This window comes from Fibrella aquatica (genome assembly GCF_041321135.1).
In the GTDB taxonomy this organism is placed as follows: Bacteria; Bacteroidota; Bacteroidia; order Cytophagales; family Spirosomataceae; genus Fibrella; species Fibrella aquatica.
The window spans coordinates 395,345-412,154 of sequence record NZ_JBGGWF010000002.1; the positions used below are offsets into that span (position 1 = coordinate 395,345).

Consider the following 16,810-nt stretch of genomic DNA (forward strand, 5'->3'; position numbering starts at 1 on the left):
ATGGTATCAGTATCCACACTTGCGCCAACGCTGTCTATTCGGCCTGAGGTCTTAACGCCGGGGCAGGCTGCTAATTCTGTCCTGTGCCTTGAACTGGCTCCGCAGCGGCTTCGGGTTACGTTGCTCGATGCGCAGCGGCGTATGGTGTGGCTCGACGAATATGCCCAACCGTCGTTGCTGACCGAACAATCGTTACTGACCCATTTGCCGGCGCTGTTTAAAGAACATCCGCTGCTGACATACGATGAATTTCAGGATGTACGGGTATCGGTTCTTTCACCCGCCTTTACACTTATTCCGGCTTCATTGTATCGGAAAGAGTATGCCAGTAGTTACCTGACCCTGATGAGGGGGCATCAGCAGCCTCCAAATGAACTGGCCCATGCTTTCGAGCATAAAGAAGGGTTCGTATCGGTTTTCGGCATCGACCGGGAACTGACCGAGTTTATGGGTGAGCAGTACCCAATGCAGCCCTTCACCTATGTGCATCAGCTGACAACGCTCATTCAGGCCACGCGTGCCATTGACCGGCAACTCACCACGTTGCAAAACGTATTTCTGTATTTCGAAGACGACTATGTGAGTATGCTCTTTCGGGACGAAAAACAACTCCGCTATTGTAATCGGTTTGGATATAAGAATGCACAGGATCTGACGTATTATGTGCTATATGTACTTGACGAGCTGGGTGTTGATCCTGAGACGGTCAACACGTTTGTATACGGAGAAATAACGCCGTTTGCCGACAGTTACGTCTCCCTGTCGCGCTTTGTTCCGACCATCCGTATCGGGCAACTGCCACCCGGCCTGAACCCTTCCCCCGAACTGGAAGAACTACCCGAACATCGGTATCTTGGCCTTCAGGGCTTATGTTTGCTGGGGTAAAAGAAGTCCAACGTCTAACGGTTCAACGTCCAAAGTCAGGCTAACCTGACCATGCGTGCTCCTTGGCAGCCCGACTTCGCCCCCTGACTCGTTAGACGTTATACCTGTATATGTCCCGAATTGCGTTATTCCCCGGCTCGTTTGATCCGTTCACCAAAGGCCACGAAGACATTGTACGCCGTGGCCTGCATATTTTCGACGAAGTCATTATCGGTATTGGCCGTAATGCCAATAAGCAGCGTTACTTTACGCTGGACCAAATGACCGCCTGGATCGAAAGCACGTTCAGGGACGAGCCCGCCGTGCGCGTGGTAAGCTACGATGATCTGACGGCCAACGTGGCTCGTCAGCTTGGCGCTCGTTTTTTGCTTCGTGGCTTGCGCAACACCACCGATTTTGAGTACGAAAACGGAATTTCGCAGGTAAACAGGTACGTCTACGAAGAAGTTGAAACCGTATTTCTGATCACGTCGCCTCACCTGGCACCCATCAGTTCAAGCATCATCCGGGATTTGCACCGCTACGGACAATCGGTAGACGCTTTTCTGCCGTATAAGTTGGAATAAGAAATTGCCACAGAGTTACGCGGAGGTCACACGGAGATGCACAGAGTTTAGAATTTAAGACAATTACTCTGTGTTACCTCCGCGTAACTCTGTAGCAATTTCTTATATTACTCTTTGAAAAAAGCTCCGTTGACGGTTTCCAGGTACGTTGCCAGTGGAATATCTTCCTGTTTCAGGAAACCTTGCTGTGGTAATGCTCCATTAGCGACTAGCTCTACCACGGCAGCAATTGACCCGGCGGTTGTCCAGGAAATAGCCCGCCATGATTGTCCGTCGATGATTCTTGGGTGGTAAGCCCGGTAAAATTCTTCACGGGACAGTTGCCCGTGGCGCCAGCCTTCCACAACGGCATACACGTAAACTACATCGGCCTGAACGGGAGGCTTGGCTTCGGTCAGAATTTGCTCGGTCAGTTCGCGCTGATCTTTCAGAATCAATTCGTAGAGCAGAAACCGCATCAGCTTGCAGTGGCCAGGGTAGCGAATGGTCTTGTAATTCAACGTATCTACTTTTCCTTCGTACGTCTCACACAACGTACCTAGTCCGCCCGAGGTGCTGAAGGCTTCAAATTCCTGCCCTTCGATGTTGATCACTTCAATGCCATCCAGCGCGGGTACCATTTTGCGTTGCCCATTGGCAATCACCTCGCAATCGTTGAGGTATTCGTTGATTACCCCCGCCGGCGACCAGGTGAATGAGTAACCCAACAGTCCATTCGGATAGCGGGGTAACGCGCCCACACGCAGTTCAATATCGCGTAGCCGGTCGAATCGTTTGGCCAGGTCGGAGCCGACGATGCCTATGAGGCCGGGGGCGAGGCCACACTGTGGTGCCATCACGCCCTTTGCCGTTATGGCCATCTCACGAATTGCATCGGTGGTGGGTACGTCTTCGGTGAGGTCGAAATAGTGAATGCCCAATTCGTGCGCCATACGGGCAATGGGCAGGTTCAAATTGTAGGGGAGGCAGGACACCACGCCGTGGGCATTCTGAAGGGCAGTGCGTAGGGCCTCCGTATCGCTGACGTTACCGATATACACCGGGAACGGTAACGTTTGGGCGGGTTCCTGACGATCGAAACCACTGACAGTGAATTGCTTATGGAGTAACAGGCCAACTAGTGAGCCCACTTTGCCCAGACCAATAATAACGAGGTTTTGCATAGCGTATGAATGATAGATGAAGTAAAGGTTTAGCTACGCAAACCACCGATAAAAAATCCATACGGCCAAACACACAAAAAGCCGACCCATACGGATCGGCTTTTTGTGTATCTATTAGCGGAAAACAGTTTGTGGTTTGTCGTTTGATGTTTGTGGTTGCGCTGCTTAGGAGCAACCACAAACATCAAACGACAAACCACAAACAGATTATTTACTTCGCCGAAACCTGGCCGCGCAGCGCACGTGGGATTTCGATGCTGGCTACCGGGTTGGCGGCTTCTTCCAGCATGTCGATGCCGTTCAATTCGATCTGACCAACCCGAACAACTTTGCCCAGATCCAGTTTCGATACGTCGACGTCAATGTATTCGGGAATGCTGTCAACTGGTCCGCGAACACGGAGTTTCCGCATACGGGTAACCAGTTTACCCCCTTTCTGTACCCCTGGAGCCGTACCGTTCAGACGAACGGGAATGGCTACTTTGATTGGCTTATCAGTCACCAACAAAAAGTCGGCGTGGATCAGCGAGTCATTAACCGGGTGGAATTGAGTTTCCTGTAAAATGGCACGGTACTCTGTGCCTTCGATGTTTAGCGTGACGTCATAGACATCGGGCGTAAACACCAACGGACGGAATAGAATGGCAGGCACGGTGAAGTGAACCTGCTCGGCGCCTCCGTAAAGCACACAGGGTACATTACCCTCGGCACGAATGGCTTGTGATTCCGTCCGGCCGAGATTCGCTCGTTGATACCCTACAATCTCGATTTTTTTCATTTTGTATCACGGACTTTAGTCCGTATTTGCTACTGGTAAGAAAATAGATACACATTCATATACCGACCAAAGCCTAGGGTGGCCCGATCCGTTTCTGATCAGTACCGTATAAAAAGTGAACTAATAGATTCGTGGTCACGGATGCGGCCGATGGCTTTAGCGAATAACTCCGCTACCGACAGCACCCTGATTTTTGGATTTGGCTGACTCAGTGGCAGCGTATCCGCTATCACTAACTCTTCCAGCACCGAATTGGCAATATTCTCGTGCGCTTTGCCCGACATAATCGGGTGCGTACAAATGGCGCGTACCGACTGTGCGCCTTTGTCGAGCAGAATCTGTGCCGCTTTGCACAGCGTACCGCCCGTGTCGATCAGGTCATCGACCAGCACGACGTTCATACCTTCAACATCACCGATTACCTGCATCGACGCAATTTCGTTGGCGCGTTTCCGGTGCTTGTCGCACAAGACGATTTCGGCATTGAAATGCTTGGCGAATGTGCGGGCGCGGTTGGCACCACCTACGTCGGGCGAGGCGATGATCAGGTTTTCCAGGGCCAGGCTCTTAATGTAAGGTACGAATACCGACGTACCTTCCAGATGATCGACGGGGAAATCGAAGAAGCCCTGAATTTGACCGGCGTGTAAATCGATGGTCATCAGGCGGTCGGCACCGGCGGCGGCCAGCATGTTCGCGACCAGTTTGGCAGCAATAGCTACGCGGGGTTTGTCTTTCCGATCCTGACGGGCGTAGCCGAAGTAGGGAATAACCACGGTGACGTAGTGAGCCGAAGCACGACGAGCGGCATCGACCATCAGGAGCAGTTCCATCAGATTGTCGCCTGGCGGTGGGGTCGACTGGATGAGGAACACATCGCAACCCCGAACGGACTCTTCAAAGCTGGGCGACATCTCGCCATCGCTAAAGCGACGACAGGTGTACCCGCCCAGGTCTTTTCCGTAATAGTGCGCAATTTTTTCCGCGAGGTACGTGGATTGACTGCCTGAAAAGATTTTGACGGGATTAAACGAAGCCATGTTGCGGTGCCTTAATTTCCCGCAAAAGTACGGATTTAATCGCAGGAAATCCAGACCAAGACCTATAAGGTTTCGAAAACCTTATAGGTCTGCTTGCATCGGGAACAAACCAGTGATACTAATTACCAGTAATCGCATTCACCTATCTACCCAATCCCCAATCACACCCTTCCGGTCAATTTTCCCGGTGGCGGTTTCTGGAAAGGCAGGTACGTTGTACCAGGCTTTCGGTACTGCATACGTACCTGCGTGAGCGCGAATGTCTTGTTGAATGATTTCCCATTGCGAGGCGGTCAGTTCGGTATTTTCCAGAAATAAGACCACCCGTTGGCCGAGCCGTTCGTCGGGAATGCCCGCTACGAAAAGCCGGGGTGTTAGTCCCCAATGAGATAAGCGGGCTTCAATAATGCGCTCAATACCCTCGGGCTGAACTTTTACGCCGCCGGTGTTGATGATCGAATCGGCCCGGCCGAGTAGTCGGAAACGTACCTGACCATTTGCCGTATCAGGCCGTATCAGGTCTACGACGTCGTTGGTTTGAATGCGCTCAAAATTTGTGGCGGCGGCTGTGATGTGCAGACAGTTGCGCTCATCGGTACCCACTTCAACGCCCGGTAAGACCTGGAACAAGTCAGTCCGTTCCGGTCCGTTCAGTTGCCGAATGGCAATATGCGATACCGTTTCGGTCATTCCGTACGTGCTGAAAACCGGAGCCTGAATCACTTGCAGGGCCGTTTCCAGCGCCAGACTTGTTGCCGCGCCGCCTACCAGAATGGCCTTCATACCATTCAGGATCGGGAGCGAAACAGGCTTGCCCAGGGAATCAACATCAGCCAGCATGGTTTGAAGTTGCAGCGGGACGAAAGCGGCAAAATCGAAGCGCGTGCTGACAGGATCGAACGTGCCCAACGGATTGGCGGAGGGTTCGACGATGGTTAGATCCAGTCCAAGTACTTCACCTCTGACCAGCATCATAACCCCGGCTACGTACCTCGTATTCAAGCAAACCAGGGCTTTATCTCCAGGCTGCAATCCAAAGGTTTGTCCCGTCAACCGGGCCGATGCCTCCATCTGCGCCCGCGTTAGCTGGATTGGTTTAGGCGTTCCGGTTGATCCCGACGTATGCAACGTGAATGAGGCTACACCCGAACGCCAGTTAGTTATGAATGAATCACTACTCATTAATTATCCTTTCACCCGAATATCGCCGGTCGACTGGTTCACGGTGACCGCATAGGTTTTCAGTGCTGCTGTCGCCGGGCCATTGATGACGGCACCAACGGTACTGAACATCGACATATGAGCCGGGCAATAGAACCGGTTGTTGGCTCCCTGAAAAACTAGCGCATTGTTATCATGACTACAAACTGCCGACACCGCGATAAAATCACCCGTCAACGTCTGTGCAACAATTACACGCTGTTCTACTACGTACCCACCCTTGGTCTTTAAATTGCTGTAAGGGCTGTTTGCCCAGTTGATGGTAAAATCGACGGTGGCTGCCGGGGCTACTTCGGCTTCGTCGTTGCCACAGGCTGCAATGCAGTTGGTGAAAGCAATCATGCCAATACTGGTGCCGACTATGCGCATAAAATCGGTACGGGTAATGGGGCTGGGCTGGGGTAGGTCGGGTGTATTTTCCATAAGTTGGACATCAGTATGAAGCTCAAATCTACGTACTTTTGTGGCATAATACCGTATCTGAACGGTCTGACTTTATCAGCAATACTACCTCGACGATCGTCCCAAACATACATAAAGTCGGGTAGTTACTACACAGTATGGAAGAAGCCAAAATTGTCAATCCGATCTCGCCCGATAAAGTAACGGATCGGCCCGGATTGCTTGAGTACGCCCACACGGCCGGCGGCGCCATCATTCGTCCGGAAGACAAAGGCAAAATCACCGGCCGGGCTGTTACGGCCATGCGCGAGCAAACCGATATGCAGATTGCGCAGCTCTACAAGCAAATGCAATTGCTGGCCGAACAGGCAACCGCCATTCGTAACCGGGTCGAAGTGTCGGAACGAATTTACAGCGCTCAGATGAGTTTTGAGCCGGTTATTGGCCACACCTACTACTTCTACCTACGCAAAAACGGTTCAGATGCTCTCTCTATGATCGCGCCCAATGAGTGGGGCCGAAAGTTTCCATTTGAACGCTGCGTGGCTACCGTTCGGATGCTCGCCGATCATACCTGGGACGTTACTTATCACGAAGTACACTACAGCGAGTGAGTGGCTGAGTGACTGAATAGATAAACTACAATACTTACGATTCTATTAGTACTGTAGTTTATTCACTTAGTCTCTTTTTCGCGCATTCGCTCATTCATAACATGAGCACATACAACTGGCAACCAATTCGCGAATACCGCGAAATCAAGTTTGATTTTTTTGAGGGAATCGCCAAGATAACGATCAACCGGCCCCACAAACGCAATGCCTTCACGCCATTAACCGTGAAAGAAATGTCGGAGGCGATGGAAATTGCCCGTCAGGAAGAAAGCATTGGTGTTATCATTTTAACGGGTGAAGGCCCCGACGCATTTTGCAGCGGTGGCGATCAGTCGGTACGTGGTCATGGGGGGTATGTTGGCGAAGATGCCGTGCCGCGCCTGAACGTGCTCGATCTGCAAATGCAAATTCGCCGGAGTTCGAAGCCGGTTGTGGCCATGGTAGCCGGGTACGCTATTGGTGGTGGGCACGTGCTTCACGTAGTTTGCGATCTGACTATTGCCGCTGAGAATGCCCGCTTTGGGCAAACCGGTCCCAATGTTGGTTCGTTCGATGGTGGCTTCGGAGCCTCTTATCTGGCGCGGGTAGTGGGTCAGAAAAAAGCCCGTGAGATCTGGTTCCTTTGCGATCAGTACGATGCGCAGGAGGCCCTGGATATGGGGCTGGTCAATAAAGTGGTGCCACTGGACAAGCTGGAAGAAACGACCGTAGCCTGGTGTAAAAAAATTCTGGAGAAGAGCCCGATTGCCCTGCGCATGTTGAAAGCATCGTTCAATGCCGAATTGGATGGACAGGCAGGCATCCAGCAATTGGCCGGCGATGCCACCCTGCTTTATTATCTGTCGGATGAAGCTAAAGAAGGCAAGAATGCTTTCCTCGAAAAGCGCAAACCCGATTTCAGCAAATTTCCTAAGTTTCCATAAAATGGGTTTCAAGTTTCAGGTTTCAGGTTTCAAGTGCGCTGCTTATTGACGAGTTGGCAGATAAGCAGCGCACTTGAAACCTGAAACCTGAAACTTGAAACTTGCTTTTTCTATGCAAGTTGACGTATTGTGCATCGCGGCCCATCCGGACGATGTTGAAATGACCAGTGCCGGCACTGTGTTATCGTTGGTTGATCAGGGTAAAACAGTTGCCGTGGTTGACCTGACACAGGGTGAACTGGGTACCCGTGGAACGCCGGAAATCAGGTTGCAGGAAGCCGCTGAGGGCGCCCGTATTATGCGGTTGACCGACCGCCAGAACATGGGATTCCGGGATGGCTTTTTCCAGAACGATGAGGCGCACCAACGCACGCTCATCGCCTGGATTCGGCATTATAAACCGACGATCGTGCTAACCAACACGGTTGAAGACCGACACCCCGATCACGGCCGTGCAGCCGAACTGGTGACAGATGCCTGTTTTTACAGTGGGCTACGTCAGATTCAGACCATAGATCCACTTACAGGAGAGGTACAGGAAGCTCATCGTCCCGATTTTGTTTATTACTTCATCCAGGACCGTTCCCTAACTCCTGATTTTGTGGTTGACATCACTCCGTACTGGGAACAGAAACTGGCGGCAATCAAAGCGTACAAGAGTCAATTCTTCAATCCGGAGAGCCCTGATCCACAAAGTTATATCTCGGGTGAGCCGTTTATGAAATTTCTCGAGTCACGCACTCGTGATCAGGGGCATATGATTAACGTTGAATTTGGCGAAGGATTTATCAGCAAACGGATGTTGGGCGTATCAAACCTGTTTGATCTGAAATAAATAGTGAAATAGATAAAGAGTGAAAGTTGTTTATGCTGGTAGTAAATGATGCCATAAGCAACTTGCACTCTTTATCTATTTCACTAAGGTGATACTCGTTCGATGAGCCATGAGCCCGCTTCAAAGCGGTAACGAATACGGTCGTGCAGGCGGCTTGGGCGGCCCTGCCAGAATTCCAGTTGGCTGGGAATAACCCTAAATCCACCCCAAAAATCGGGTCTTGGAATGGGTTGATCCGCAAAACGGGTTTCCAATGTCTGCTGCCGACTTTCAAGCACGTCTCGCCCGGAGATAACTTCACTCTGATGCGATACCCAAGCCCCCAACTGACTTCCGCGTGGTCGACTGTTGAAATAGGTATCCGATTCGATGGCCGTGACTTTCTCTACCCGGCCTTCGATACGTACCTGGCGTTCGAGTTCGGGCCAGAAAAAAGTAAGTGATGCAAACGGGTTGGCGATGAGCGACGCAGCCTTTTGGCTAGTATAGTTCGTATAGAACGTAAAACCGGTAGCGTCCAGTCCTTTAATCAAGACAATCCGTCCTTCTGGTCGACCTTGCGGGCTGATTGTTGACAAGTGCATGGCATTGGGTTCATGAACCCCGGCGGCAAGGGCAGCCTGGAACCATTCTTGAAACTGAGCGAAAGGATCGGAGGAAACATCTGTTTGATCCAGACCGTTTAGCGTATAATCCTTACGCAAATCAGCGATTATAGTAGACATATTGAGCGGGGAGAAGCGGCAAGAACCGGGAGAAATGGGTAAAAGCCGCGTATTTTCATTACTTTTGCAAAAGTAATTGGTGGGTAACCAACATGACAAACGAAGAACAGCAAATCGACCGGACTGAGGAAGTGAGCAAGCCTGACAACCAACAGCCGGAAACGACTATGGCGACCGATGAGGTCGCTTCAACGCCCGTATCAGAAACTGACGAAGCCACTGCGCCTACGTCGGCCGAAACACCTATTTCCAGTCAGTCTACCCCGGAGGTTGCCGACGAAGAAGTAGCTGAACCAGCCGCCGAAGAGCCTACTGCCGACGTACCTGACACGGAGCTTACGACAGACACCAGCGAAGTAGCCGTGCCTGACAGCCCCGATGTAGTAGCTGCCGATGAACCGGCCGTTAGCGAGGAGCCTGTTGCCGCCGATATCGCCGATGAACCATCCATTTCCGCACCGTCGACCGAGACAGAGGTAGTGGATGAGCCGACTGCCGAGGCGTTGCCAGTGGAAGATCCAGCTGAGGCGGGCCTGCCTGATACGACAGCCGAGGTAACTGAATCGCCCGTTGCCGAAACGTCGACTGAGACAGAGGCAACGTATGGCGAAGTGGAAGCTGCCGAAGAGGTTGCTGCCCAACCGGCCGTTGACTACAGCCAGTACTCAAAACAGGATCTGGTAAATCTTCTTGATCAGACCCTAAACAGCCTGAAAGGAGAAACAGTAGCTCCCGGTTTATTCCGTCAGTCGGACGATGTGTTGAAGCAGAGTAAGCCCGTTATGGATCAGTTGAAACGGACCGAACGTCAGGAAGCCCTGGCTAAGTACGTTGACGAAACGGGTTCAGAAGAAGGGTTTCAGTTTCGTACCGACGATCTGGCCATCCGTTACGAAGACCTGTACAAGCAGATCAAGTCGCAGAAAAACACCTATTTTCAGACATTAGATAAAGCGAAAGACTCAAACTTTAACGCGAAGACGGACCTACTCCGTCGCCTGCGTGAATTGGTTGAGTCGGACGAATCAAATGCTGGTGATGCCAAAACGAGTTGGAACGGTTTTAAAGCCATTCAGGATGAGTGGAAAGCAGCCGGTAATATTAACTCGCCACACAACGCTACCCTTTGGGCTACCTATCATGCCCTGGTTGATCGGTATTACAGTAACCGGAATATCTATTTCGAACTGAAAGAACTCGATCGGAAGAAAAATGCGACGCAGAAAGCCGAAGTAATTGACAAGGTGGAGGCGATGGTGAAGGCGTACGCTGAGAAAGACGTAACGCGCCAGACTATCGACGATGCCAACGCGTTGTTCGAAGAATACAAGCATATCGGTCCAGCCCCTAAAGCGGAGCAGGAAGTGCTGTGGCAGCGGATGAAAGTGGCTTTGGATGCTCTTTACGAAAAGCGTCGTGGTCAGAATGAAGAGAATCGTAAAGAGTCTTCGCAGCTATACGAAGAGAAATCAAAGATTTACGAAGAACTCATTCCGCTGACTTCCTTTACGTCATCGGGCATCAACGATTGGAATGACAAGACCAAAGAGGTCATGGCCATTCAGGATCGTTGGAACGCCATCAAAGGACCAATGCCCCGTGAGGAAGGCAAAGAGCTTAGTAAAAAATTCTGGGCTGCGCTGAAAACGTTTTTTGCCAACAAAGGTGAGTTTTTCCGTCAGTTAGAAAGCAAGCGTGAAGAGAACCTGAAGGCCAAAACTGAACTGTGTGAGCAGGTAGAAGCGATTTTGGCTGAAGGTGACGAATCGGCGGAAGCAACGCAACGGGTGATCGAGTTTCAGCGTCAGTGGAAAAACATTGGTCAGGTACCGGAGAAGCAGAAAAATACCATTTTCGAGCGCTTCAAAGCAGCTTGCGATGCGTTCTTCGACAAGAAGCGGAACCGCAACCAGGATACTGACCGCGAGTTCGAGGCCAACTTGAGCAAGAAAGAAGACCTGATTGCCCGGATTGAAGCGTCGGCTACGCAAAGTGCTGATCTATCTCAACTGAACACGTTCAAAGAGGAGTGGAACAGCATTGGGTTTGTGCCTAAGAAAGATAAAGAGCGTATTCAGAAAGGATACATAGCTGCCATCAACGCATTGGTGCGGGCAAATGGCGCTTTGTCTACAACGGAGAAAGAGCGTGCCATTCAGGATAACGAAGCAGAGGTTTCTCGCTTCGGAGGTCCTCGCGGTGATCGCGGTCCCCGTTCCGACGCACCCCGTAGCGACCGTGGTCCTCGGGAGGGTGGAAATCGGGATGGCGGTAATCGTGGTCCTCGTCCGGGCGGCGACAACAGCGCCCCACGTCAAAACCGTACTCCTCGTGAAGGAGGAGGTGGTTTCCGGGGTGGACGCGATGGCGGCCGTGACAGTGGTGGATATCGCGATAGTGGAGATTATGCAGCTTACCGTCGCAGCAGCGAAGGAAGCGGTAGTGAGACCCGTCGTCGGATTACTTCACTGGAAAACGACATTGCTACGTACCAAAACAATATCGAATTCTTTGCTCGCTCAAAGAACGCTGATCAGTTGCGTGCCGATATCGAGAAAAAAATTGCTGATGCACAACGTCAGATTGAGCAGCTTCGCAGTCAGGAGTAAGAAAATCAGCTAGTTATAGAAAAGCGCAACTAAAGTCAGTTTAGTTGCGCTTTTTTTTGGCAAAAACGCTTGCACAAATCGCCTCAAAGGCCTACTTTTGTACCACAATCAGCAGGAAGCACAGCCACTAACGATTGTAAAAGCCTCCATAGCTCAGCTGGTAGAGCAACTGACTTGTAATCAGTAGGTCGTTGGTTCGATCCCGACTGGAGGCTCTTGAAAATCAGTAAGTTAGCCGCTCGATATATCGAGCGGCTTTTTTATTTGCATACAATTTGCATACAAAATGCACAGCCGCAGGATTTGCACACCTAGTCTACGACTTGCTATAAGTCGGAAAGGCACTTCGTGAGCCTACAAGAGATAAGTCTCTGTTACACCTAAAATGATAAGCTGGTCTGAGAAGAGTTCAGCTTTTGAAAGGCCAAGTTGAACAGCAAAAACAGATATTAACGTGTGATTAGCCAGAAAGGAAAGCCACTTCTCTTTCACTAAATAAGGCAATAATGAGTCTGGGATTGAATCACAGCTGAGCTAATCTAACCCTAAACGCATCGGCCAGTTTGTGTCCATCGATTCGACAGGCGGGTTCTGTAAAGCTTTATCCAGATTAGGCCATCGGTGCCATCTTGGGTTTGGCTCACCCAGACATTAACCATTCCCAAAGCTTAGGCAATCTTACATTGAAGCCGTTGTTGCTCTTGGAGGTCGGCACAACTGTTTGGTAGTAGTTTCTAATCCGTAGGTGAGTATTAAAGTAATACGCCATCTTTGTAAGTCTACTCACGCATTAATAAGGTAGGTTACTCCGCAACTGCTCGACATGAGATTAGGGTTAAGATGCGAGACGGGAGACAGTTAATAATTAAGGCTCGTAGAATACAAGTAGCAACGTCCATACTGCGCAGGAAAAGTACTACCGACCTTTAAGTATTTCTTTATGTGCATAAGGAAATACTTAAAGTGTTTAAAATCAGTCAATTGCTGTCAAATCGACTGATTGTCATTAAGGCCATCTTTATTGTATATCTTTAACGCATAATTATGAGCAAACTACACCCTATTCGGAATGGAACCTCTGAATGAAATAAATGAAAACAACATTGTTGATCTGTCTTCTCAAAATTTCATAAACATCTTGAGAGGGGATGCTCAAATGTATATCTTCGGATATGCCAACTCACCAGCTATGGGAAAAGCTAGTGAGGATGATTCAGTAAGGATAGCAGAAGCAAAACGGGAAAAACCTTCGTATGCAGTAATTAGAATTCCGGCTTTTTGGAATAAACAGCTTTGGGAACATCATTATGGACCACAATATTCTTCTGGAAAAAAGCCTAATCCTGACAAACCATTTTATACAAAGATTAATGAAGAAGTATATTTTTATAATCAACTTAAGAAGCAACTGCCAGATGGAACTTATGCTGATGAGCCGAATCTAAAAAGGGGTATAGATTTAAAATACTGTTTATTTCAGGGTTCATTTCATTTAAGTAATATAGTTTCAGACAGCTTTATTGATTTTAATTATTGTAGAATAAGTGATGTCCCTAAGGAGTTGCATGGTCCTGGTGAGAAGTTAACAATCCCTGATTTGATATTTTCTAATTCTAGTTTTACGAGGATAAAAATCGATAATATTGAAGCCATAAATGGAAATTCTATAACTGAGCTAAAATTAGAAAATACTACGGCAAGTGAGCTGGTAATATCTAACTCAAAAATTCGATTCTTAAATATAACTGGCTCTTCTAAATTTGAAAAGATAATTGTTAAAAATTCAATAATACAAAAAATAGCGATAGATTCCTCAGAAGCAATCGTGTGTGATATAATTGGGCCTAATAACATTGGTACTTTTAATATTAAATCACGTATTCAACAACTTTCGTTCATTACAGATATGAATAATAGTAATACGGTAATAAAAAGATCAAGTATCGAGGAATTACATATTCAGTTCAATAGCCAAATAGAAAAGAGTATTACGATTTTAAGGGATGTTGATTTTGAATCAATAAATGTTACTGGGGTACATAACGGCGATACTCTTTTTAAGAATATACGATGCTCAAAATTGTTTGTTTCTAATTTTTCTAATACTGGAAACTTGCGTTTTCATACTGCGGATTTTACGAAGTTTTTTAATTTGCAAGATGCATCATTAGGAAAGACTGATTTTACGCAAGTTACATTCAGCACAACAATGTCATGTAATATTATTCAGAGTAATGTGAGTGAAGCTTCTATAAGTAACACTCGTTTCCCTTCTAATATTCAAGCGGAAAATCACAGTGGAATAAGAGAAGTTTATCGTCAATTGAAATATGCATCAAGCAAACAAAATGATCGTATACAAGAGCTTGCGTATGAAGCTTTAGAAATGGATGCCTATAAAAATGATAAGTCAAATACTAAAACTTGGGGAGATCAAGTAATTCTTATTACCAATCGATATTCAAATAATCATGGTCAAGATTGGAGAAATGCAATATGTGGCCTCTTATTTGTGACAACTATAGCTTTTAGATTGATTCAATTAAGTCTGGGTTACAAGTTGGTTATTGGTTTTCCTTCTGCATACGAAGTTGCTCAATACTTAAACTTTGCATTTAATCCAATACATGATTTTGATAAAATATTTGAAAAAGATAATTTAGGGTATGCGAGAATAATAGACAATTTTGCTAAACTCCTATCAGGGTATTTTCTGTTTCAATTTTTGAGAGCATTTCGTAAATATGTAAAATAAGCTTCATTCATTCAAAAGTAATCTTTCAAGGCGATATTAGCCCGTTGGTGAATTTGTGAAATATTTGATTAAATTTCATTGTTGACTGTATTGCAACTAAGACTACTTTTTCCATAATATGACCTTGCGGACTAATTCCTACATGGATTATAAAAGATTAACATCTAGTCACTACTGCTTTTTAGTCCTTTTTCTAGCAACTTGAATAGTGTATCAAATACTTGTTCGTTGTCACCTTCAAAAAGAGTCTCAATTTCTTTAGCTGCAATTTCATGTCCTATTGAATTTTCTTTTAATAATGTTCTTAATGATTTTGCCTTAACCTTTTCAGATGGCTCTAATTTAAAATCTGTCAATAATGATAATTCATCTTTCTGAGACATAAATGGCTCATACAATTTATGATAAGCTCTGCCGACTGCCCCTGAAAATAAAACCATTTTTGGATCTCTGTCCTTCATACTTTTGAGAATATGATTTCTTGATATTCCTGGATAAGGATCAATATAATAAATCTTTACTATGCCCAACTGATAAGCTTTTTTTGCGCAAAGTTCACAAGGACTAGCTGTAGTAAATAAATAGCCATCTTTGAGTCCCTGCCCACCATTCCTAGAAATTTGTAGCATCGCATTTTCTTCTGCATGTAAAGATCTGGTATGAACTTGATTTTTCTCACCTGAGAATGAGTTGTATGCTGTTTTGAAACAATAGGGACAGTTTCTTCCTCCTAGTTTTGACTCTGGTAAAGTTGTATCATTGTAATTTGCCTTGACGTAATCCTTGAAATCAGCTGACTCTTTATCTATTTCTTGATGATTAGTTTCGGTACTAATCTGTTCTGTTTCCTTTAATCCTTTGCCAATTTCAAATTGCGTAAATCCAAAATTTGAACTATCAATTTCCTTAACATTTCTCAATGAGCATGGAATTGCACCTTTAGGAACATCATTCCAACCTATCGCTTTTGTAGAAAATTCGTCGTCCGTAACAACTGCACCCACTTGACGAGAAATACAGCCAGAGTTGAGTTTAGCAGTATATGCTAGCTGCATTGATCGCTCAGTTGGTTCAGGAGTAATTAGTCCTGGCTGTTGAATTAATCCTTGTAATTTTATCAATTGTTCATCTAGCGAATAGAATGCACTCTCAGTTAGAGTCAAAAATTCACTATCGAGTTCATGGTTGTTTATATGATAATCAGCCATTTGAATACAATTTTGAACGTCGGGAGCGTAGAAAAAACCTTTCTGAAAGTCAGAGCTCTTGTACTCCATCTCATCCATCTCAAGTAACCTTTCAATTACATTAGATGGCATATCTTTATATACCTCTGCAATTGACGTTCTTCTTCTATCACTTTTTAGAGCTACTAGATAAAAAGCAGAATACCTTTCTTTGAAGAAGTTAATTTCTAAAGAATTTCTTAGCGAGTCTATAACTACATGACACCCGTTTTCACCTTGGGTCTGTTTAGTTGCTTTAATTAGTCTGTTGATTACCTTAGCTATTGTATAGATATACTTCGGGTCCTTTTTTTCTGTTTTAAATGGCTGGCCTGACCGTCTGAAATTACTAGCAGTATGGTGTAAAAGCATAATTCTTTCAGTCACGCCTTTTGCCTTAAGTAATTGATCAATTGCGTCTGAAAGAGTATTAAATTCTGCCCCCCAAAATATTTTTGATAAAATTTCTAGATTAAGCTCATCTCTTATTTCGCTTAATTCTCCTAAATTTCTTATTTTAATTATGATGTTTAAATTTAATTGAATCAAATTTTGAATTTCATCTTTCAATTCTTTTATAGTTGTATCATTTGGAATATCCTTTAGCTTATTTCTGTAATAGTCAAACAAAAGTGTGTTGGATGGGTCTTCTAAAAGCTTAGGTAGTAAAATTAGGAGTAGTACTTTTTTGTACCCAATTATTTTATATTCTTTCCAGTTTACCTCTGAAAAGTTATATACTATTTTAAATTTTTTCTTAAATAATGAATCAGGGATATTTTCAATAGATCTCAACTTATTTAGCTGCGAAAAATCTTTAGACAGAATTGATGCTAGATCAGAACATCCACTACCCGTTCTGCCTGTGAGACCAAGTACTGAGAAGCTGTTTCTTAATGAGTAAAGTTGTTTTAGCTTTGTGTCCATCTTGTTACTTGTTTGAGATTAAAGTCTAGTGAGGTTGAAAATAAACAGTAAATTTTCAAAACTATGAAATTTTCATTGCTAAACGAATTAAGTATTGCGATTGTGTCTAAACATGATAGCTTCCAAGATTGCAATACAGTT

General features: G+C 46.3%; 14 protein-coding genes and 1 tRNA gene. 8 read left to right on the forward strand and 7 right to left on the reverse strand.

The features are described 5' to 3' along the window. Entirely contained in the window at nucleotides 1–885 is an 885-nt protein-coding gene (locus tag ACAW87_RS05560) for a DUF3822 family protein (RefSeq protein ID WP_370722167.1), read from the forward strand. 110 nt (nucleotides 886–995) lie between these two features. Next, nucleotides 996–1,451: a pantetheine-phosphate adenylyltransferase gene (gene coaD / locus ACAW87_RS05565; RefSeq protein ID WP_370722168.1), complete on the forward strand. Its 456-nt coding sequence runs from the start codon at nucleotides 996–998 to the stop codon at nucleotides 1,449–1,451. Nucleotides 1,452–1,558: 107 nt separating this feature from the next. Here coaD and ACAW87_RS05570 read toward each other — a convergent pair whose 3' ends face one another. From ACAW87_RS05570 to ACAW87_RS05590, 5 genes are all read right to left on the reverse strand, one after another. After that, complete coding sequence (locus ACAW87_RS05570; protein ID WP_370722169.1) at nucleotides 1,559–2,614, reverse strand: saccharopine dehydrogenase family protein; 1,056 nt, start codon at nucleotides 2,612–2,614, stop codon at nucleotides 1,559–1,561. Nucleotides 2,615–2,825: 211 nt separating this feature from the next. Continuing rightward, nucleotides 2,826–3,392 (reverse strand): 50S ribosomal protein L25/general stress protein Ctc, encoded by a 567-nt coding sequence (locus ACAW87_RS05575; RefSeq protein WP_370722170.1) that lies wholly within the window; start codon nucleotides 3,390–3,392, stop codon nucleotides 2,826–2,828. A 98-nt stretch (nucleotides 3,393–3,490) separates the two neighbouring features. Beyond that, nucleotides 3,491–4,432: a ribose-phosphate pyrophosphokinase gene (locus ACAW87_RS05580; RefSeq protein ID WP_085413880.1), complete on the reverse strand. Its 942-nt coding sequence runs from the start codon at nucleotides 4,430–4,432 to the stop codon at nucleotides 3,491–3,493. 138 nt (nucleotides 4,433–4,570) lie between these two features. Further along, nucleotides 4,571–5,614 (reverse strand): AMP-binding protein, encoded by a 1,044-nt coding sequence (locus ACAW87_RS05585; RefSeq protein ID WP_370722171.1) that lies wholly within the window; start codon nucleotides 5,612–5,614, stop codon nucleotides 4,571–4,573. A 3-nt stretch (nucleotides 5,615–5,617) separates the two neighbouring features. Then, nucleotides 5,618–6,076 carry a QcrA and Rieske domain-containing protein gene (locus ACAW87_RS05590; protein WP_370722172.1) on the reverse strand — a complete coding sequence of 153 codons (459 nt, stop codon included), beginning with the start codon at nucleotides 6,074–6,076 and terminating at the stop codon, nucleotides 5,618–5,620. Nucleotides 6,077–6,213: 137 nt separating this feature from the next. Between ACAW87_RS05590 and ACAW87_RS05595 the strand changes: the two genes are divergently transcribed. From ACAW87_RS05595 to bshB1, 3 genes are all read left to right on the forward strand, one after another. After that, nucleotides 6,214–6,669 (forward strand): DUF2452 domain-containing protein, encoded by a 456-nt coding sequence (locus ACAW87_RS05595; protein WP_370722173.1) that lies wholly within the window; start codon nucleotides 6,214–6,216, stop codon nucleotides 6,667–6,669. 101 nt (nucleotides 6,670–6,770) lie between these two features. Then, complete coding sequence (menB, locus tag ACAW87_RS05600) at nucleotides 6,771–7,592, forward strand: 1,4-dihydroxy-2-naphthoyl-CoA synthase (protein ID WP_370722174.1); 822 nt, start codon at nucleotides 6,771–6,773, stop codon at nucleotides 7,590–7,592. A gap of 112 nt (nucleotides 7,593–7,704) precedes the next feature. After that, nucleotides 7,705–8,427: a bacillithiol biosynthesis deacetylase BshB1 gene (gene bshB1, locus ACAW87_RS05605; protein WP_370722175.1), complete on the forward strand. Its 723-nt coding sequence runs from the start codon at nucleotides 7,705–7,707 to the stop codon at nucleotides 8,425–8,427. Between the two features lie 83 nt (nucleotides 8,428–8,510). On the opposite strand, the gene pdxH is transcribed toward bshB1, so the two are convergent. Further along, nucleotides 8,511–9,152: a pyridoxamine 5'-phosphate oxidase gene (gene pdxH, locus ACAW87_RS05610; protein ID WP_370722176.1), complete on the reverse strand. Its 642-nt coding sequence runs from the start codon at nucleotides 9,150–9,152 to the stop codon at nucleotides 8,511–8,513. A gap of 92 nt (nucleotides 9,153–9,244) precedes the next feature. Here pdxH and ACAW87_RS05615 point away from each other — a divergent pair, with 92 nt between their 5' ends. The 3 genes from ACAW87_RS05615 (at nucleotide 9,245) to ACAW87_RS05625 (ending at nucleotide 14,516) form a co-directional block, all read left to right on the forward strand. Then, nucleotides 9,245–11,761, forward strand: a complete 2,517-nt coding sequence (locus ACAW87_RS05615) for a DUF349 domain-containing protein (RefSeq protein WP_370722177.1) — start codon at nucleotides 9,245–9,247, stop codon at nucleotides 11,759–11,761. Between the two features lie 142 nt (nucleotides 11,762–11,903). Then, a tRNA-Thr gene (locus ACAW87_RS05620) sits at nucleotides 11,904–11,976 on the forward strand. 854 nt (nucleotides 11,977–12,830) lie between these two features. Next, nucleotides 12,831–14,516 carry a hypothetical protein gene (locus ACAW87_RS05625; protein ID WP_370722178.1) on the forward strand — a complete coding sequence of 562 codons (1,686 nt, stop codon included), beginning with the start codon at nucleotides 12,831–12,833 and terminating at the stop codon, nucleotides 14,514–14,516. 164 nt (nucleotides 14,517–14,680) lie between these two features. On the opposite strand, the gene ACAW87_RS05630 is transcribed toward ACAW87_RS05625, so the two are convergent. Continuing rightward, nucleotides 14,681–16,669, reverse strand: coding sequence for a hypothetical protein (locus tag ACAW87_RS05630; protein WP_370722179.1), 1,989 nt, complete (start codon nucleotides 16,667–16,669; stop codon nucleotides 14,681–14,683). Nucleotides 16,670–16,810: the final 141 nt, after the last annotated feature.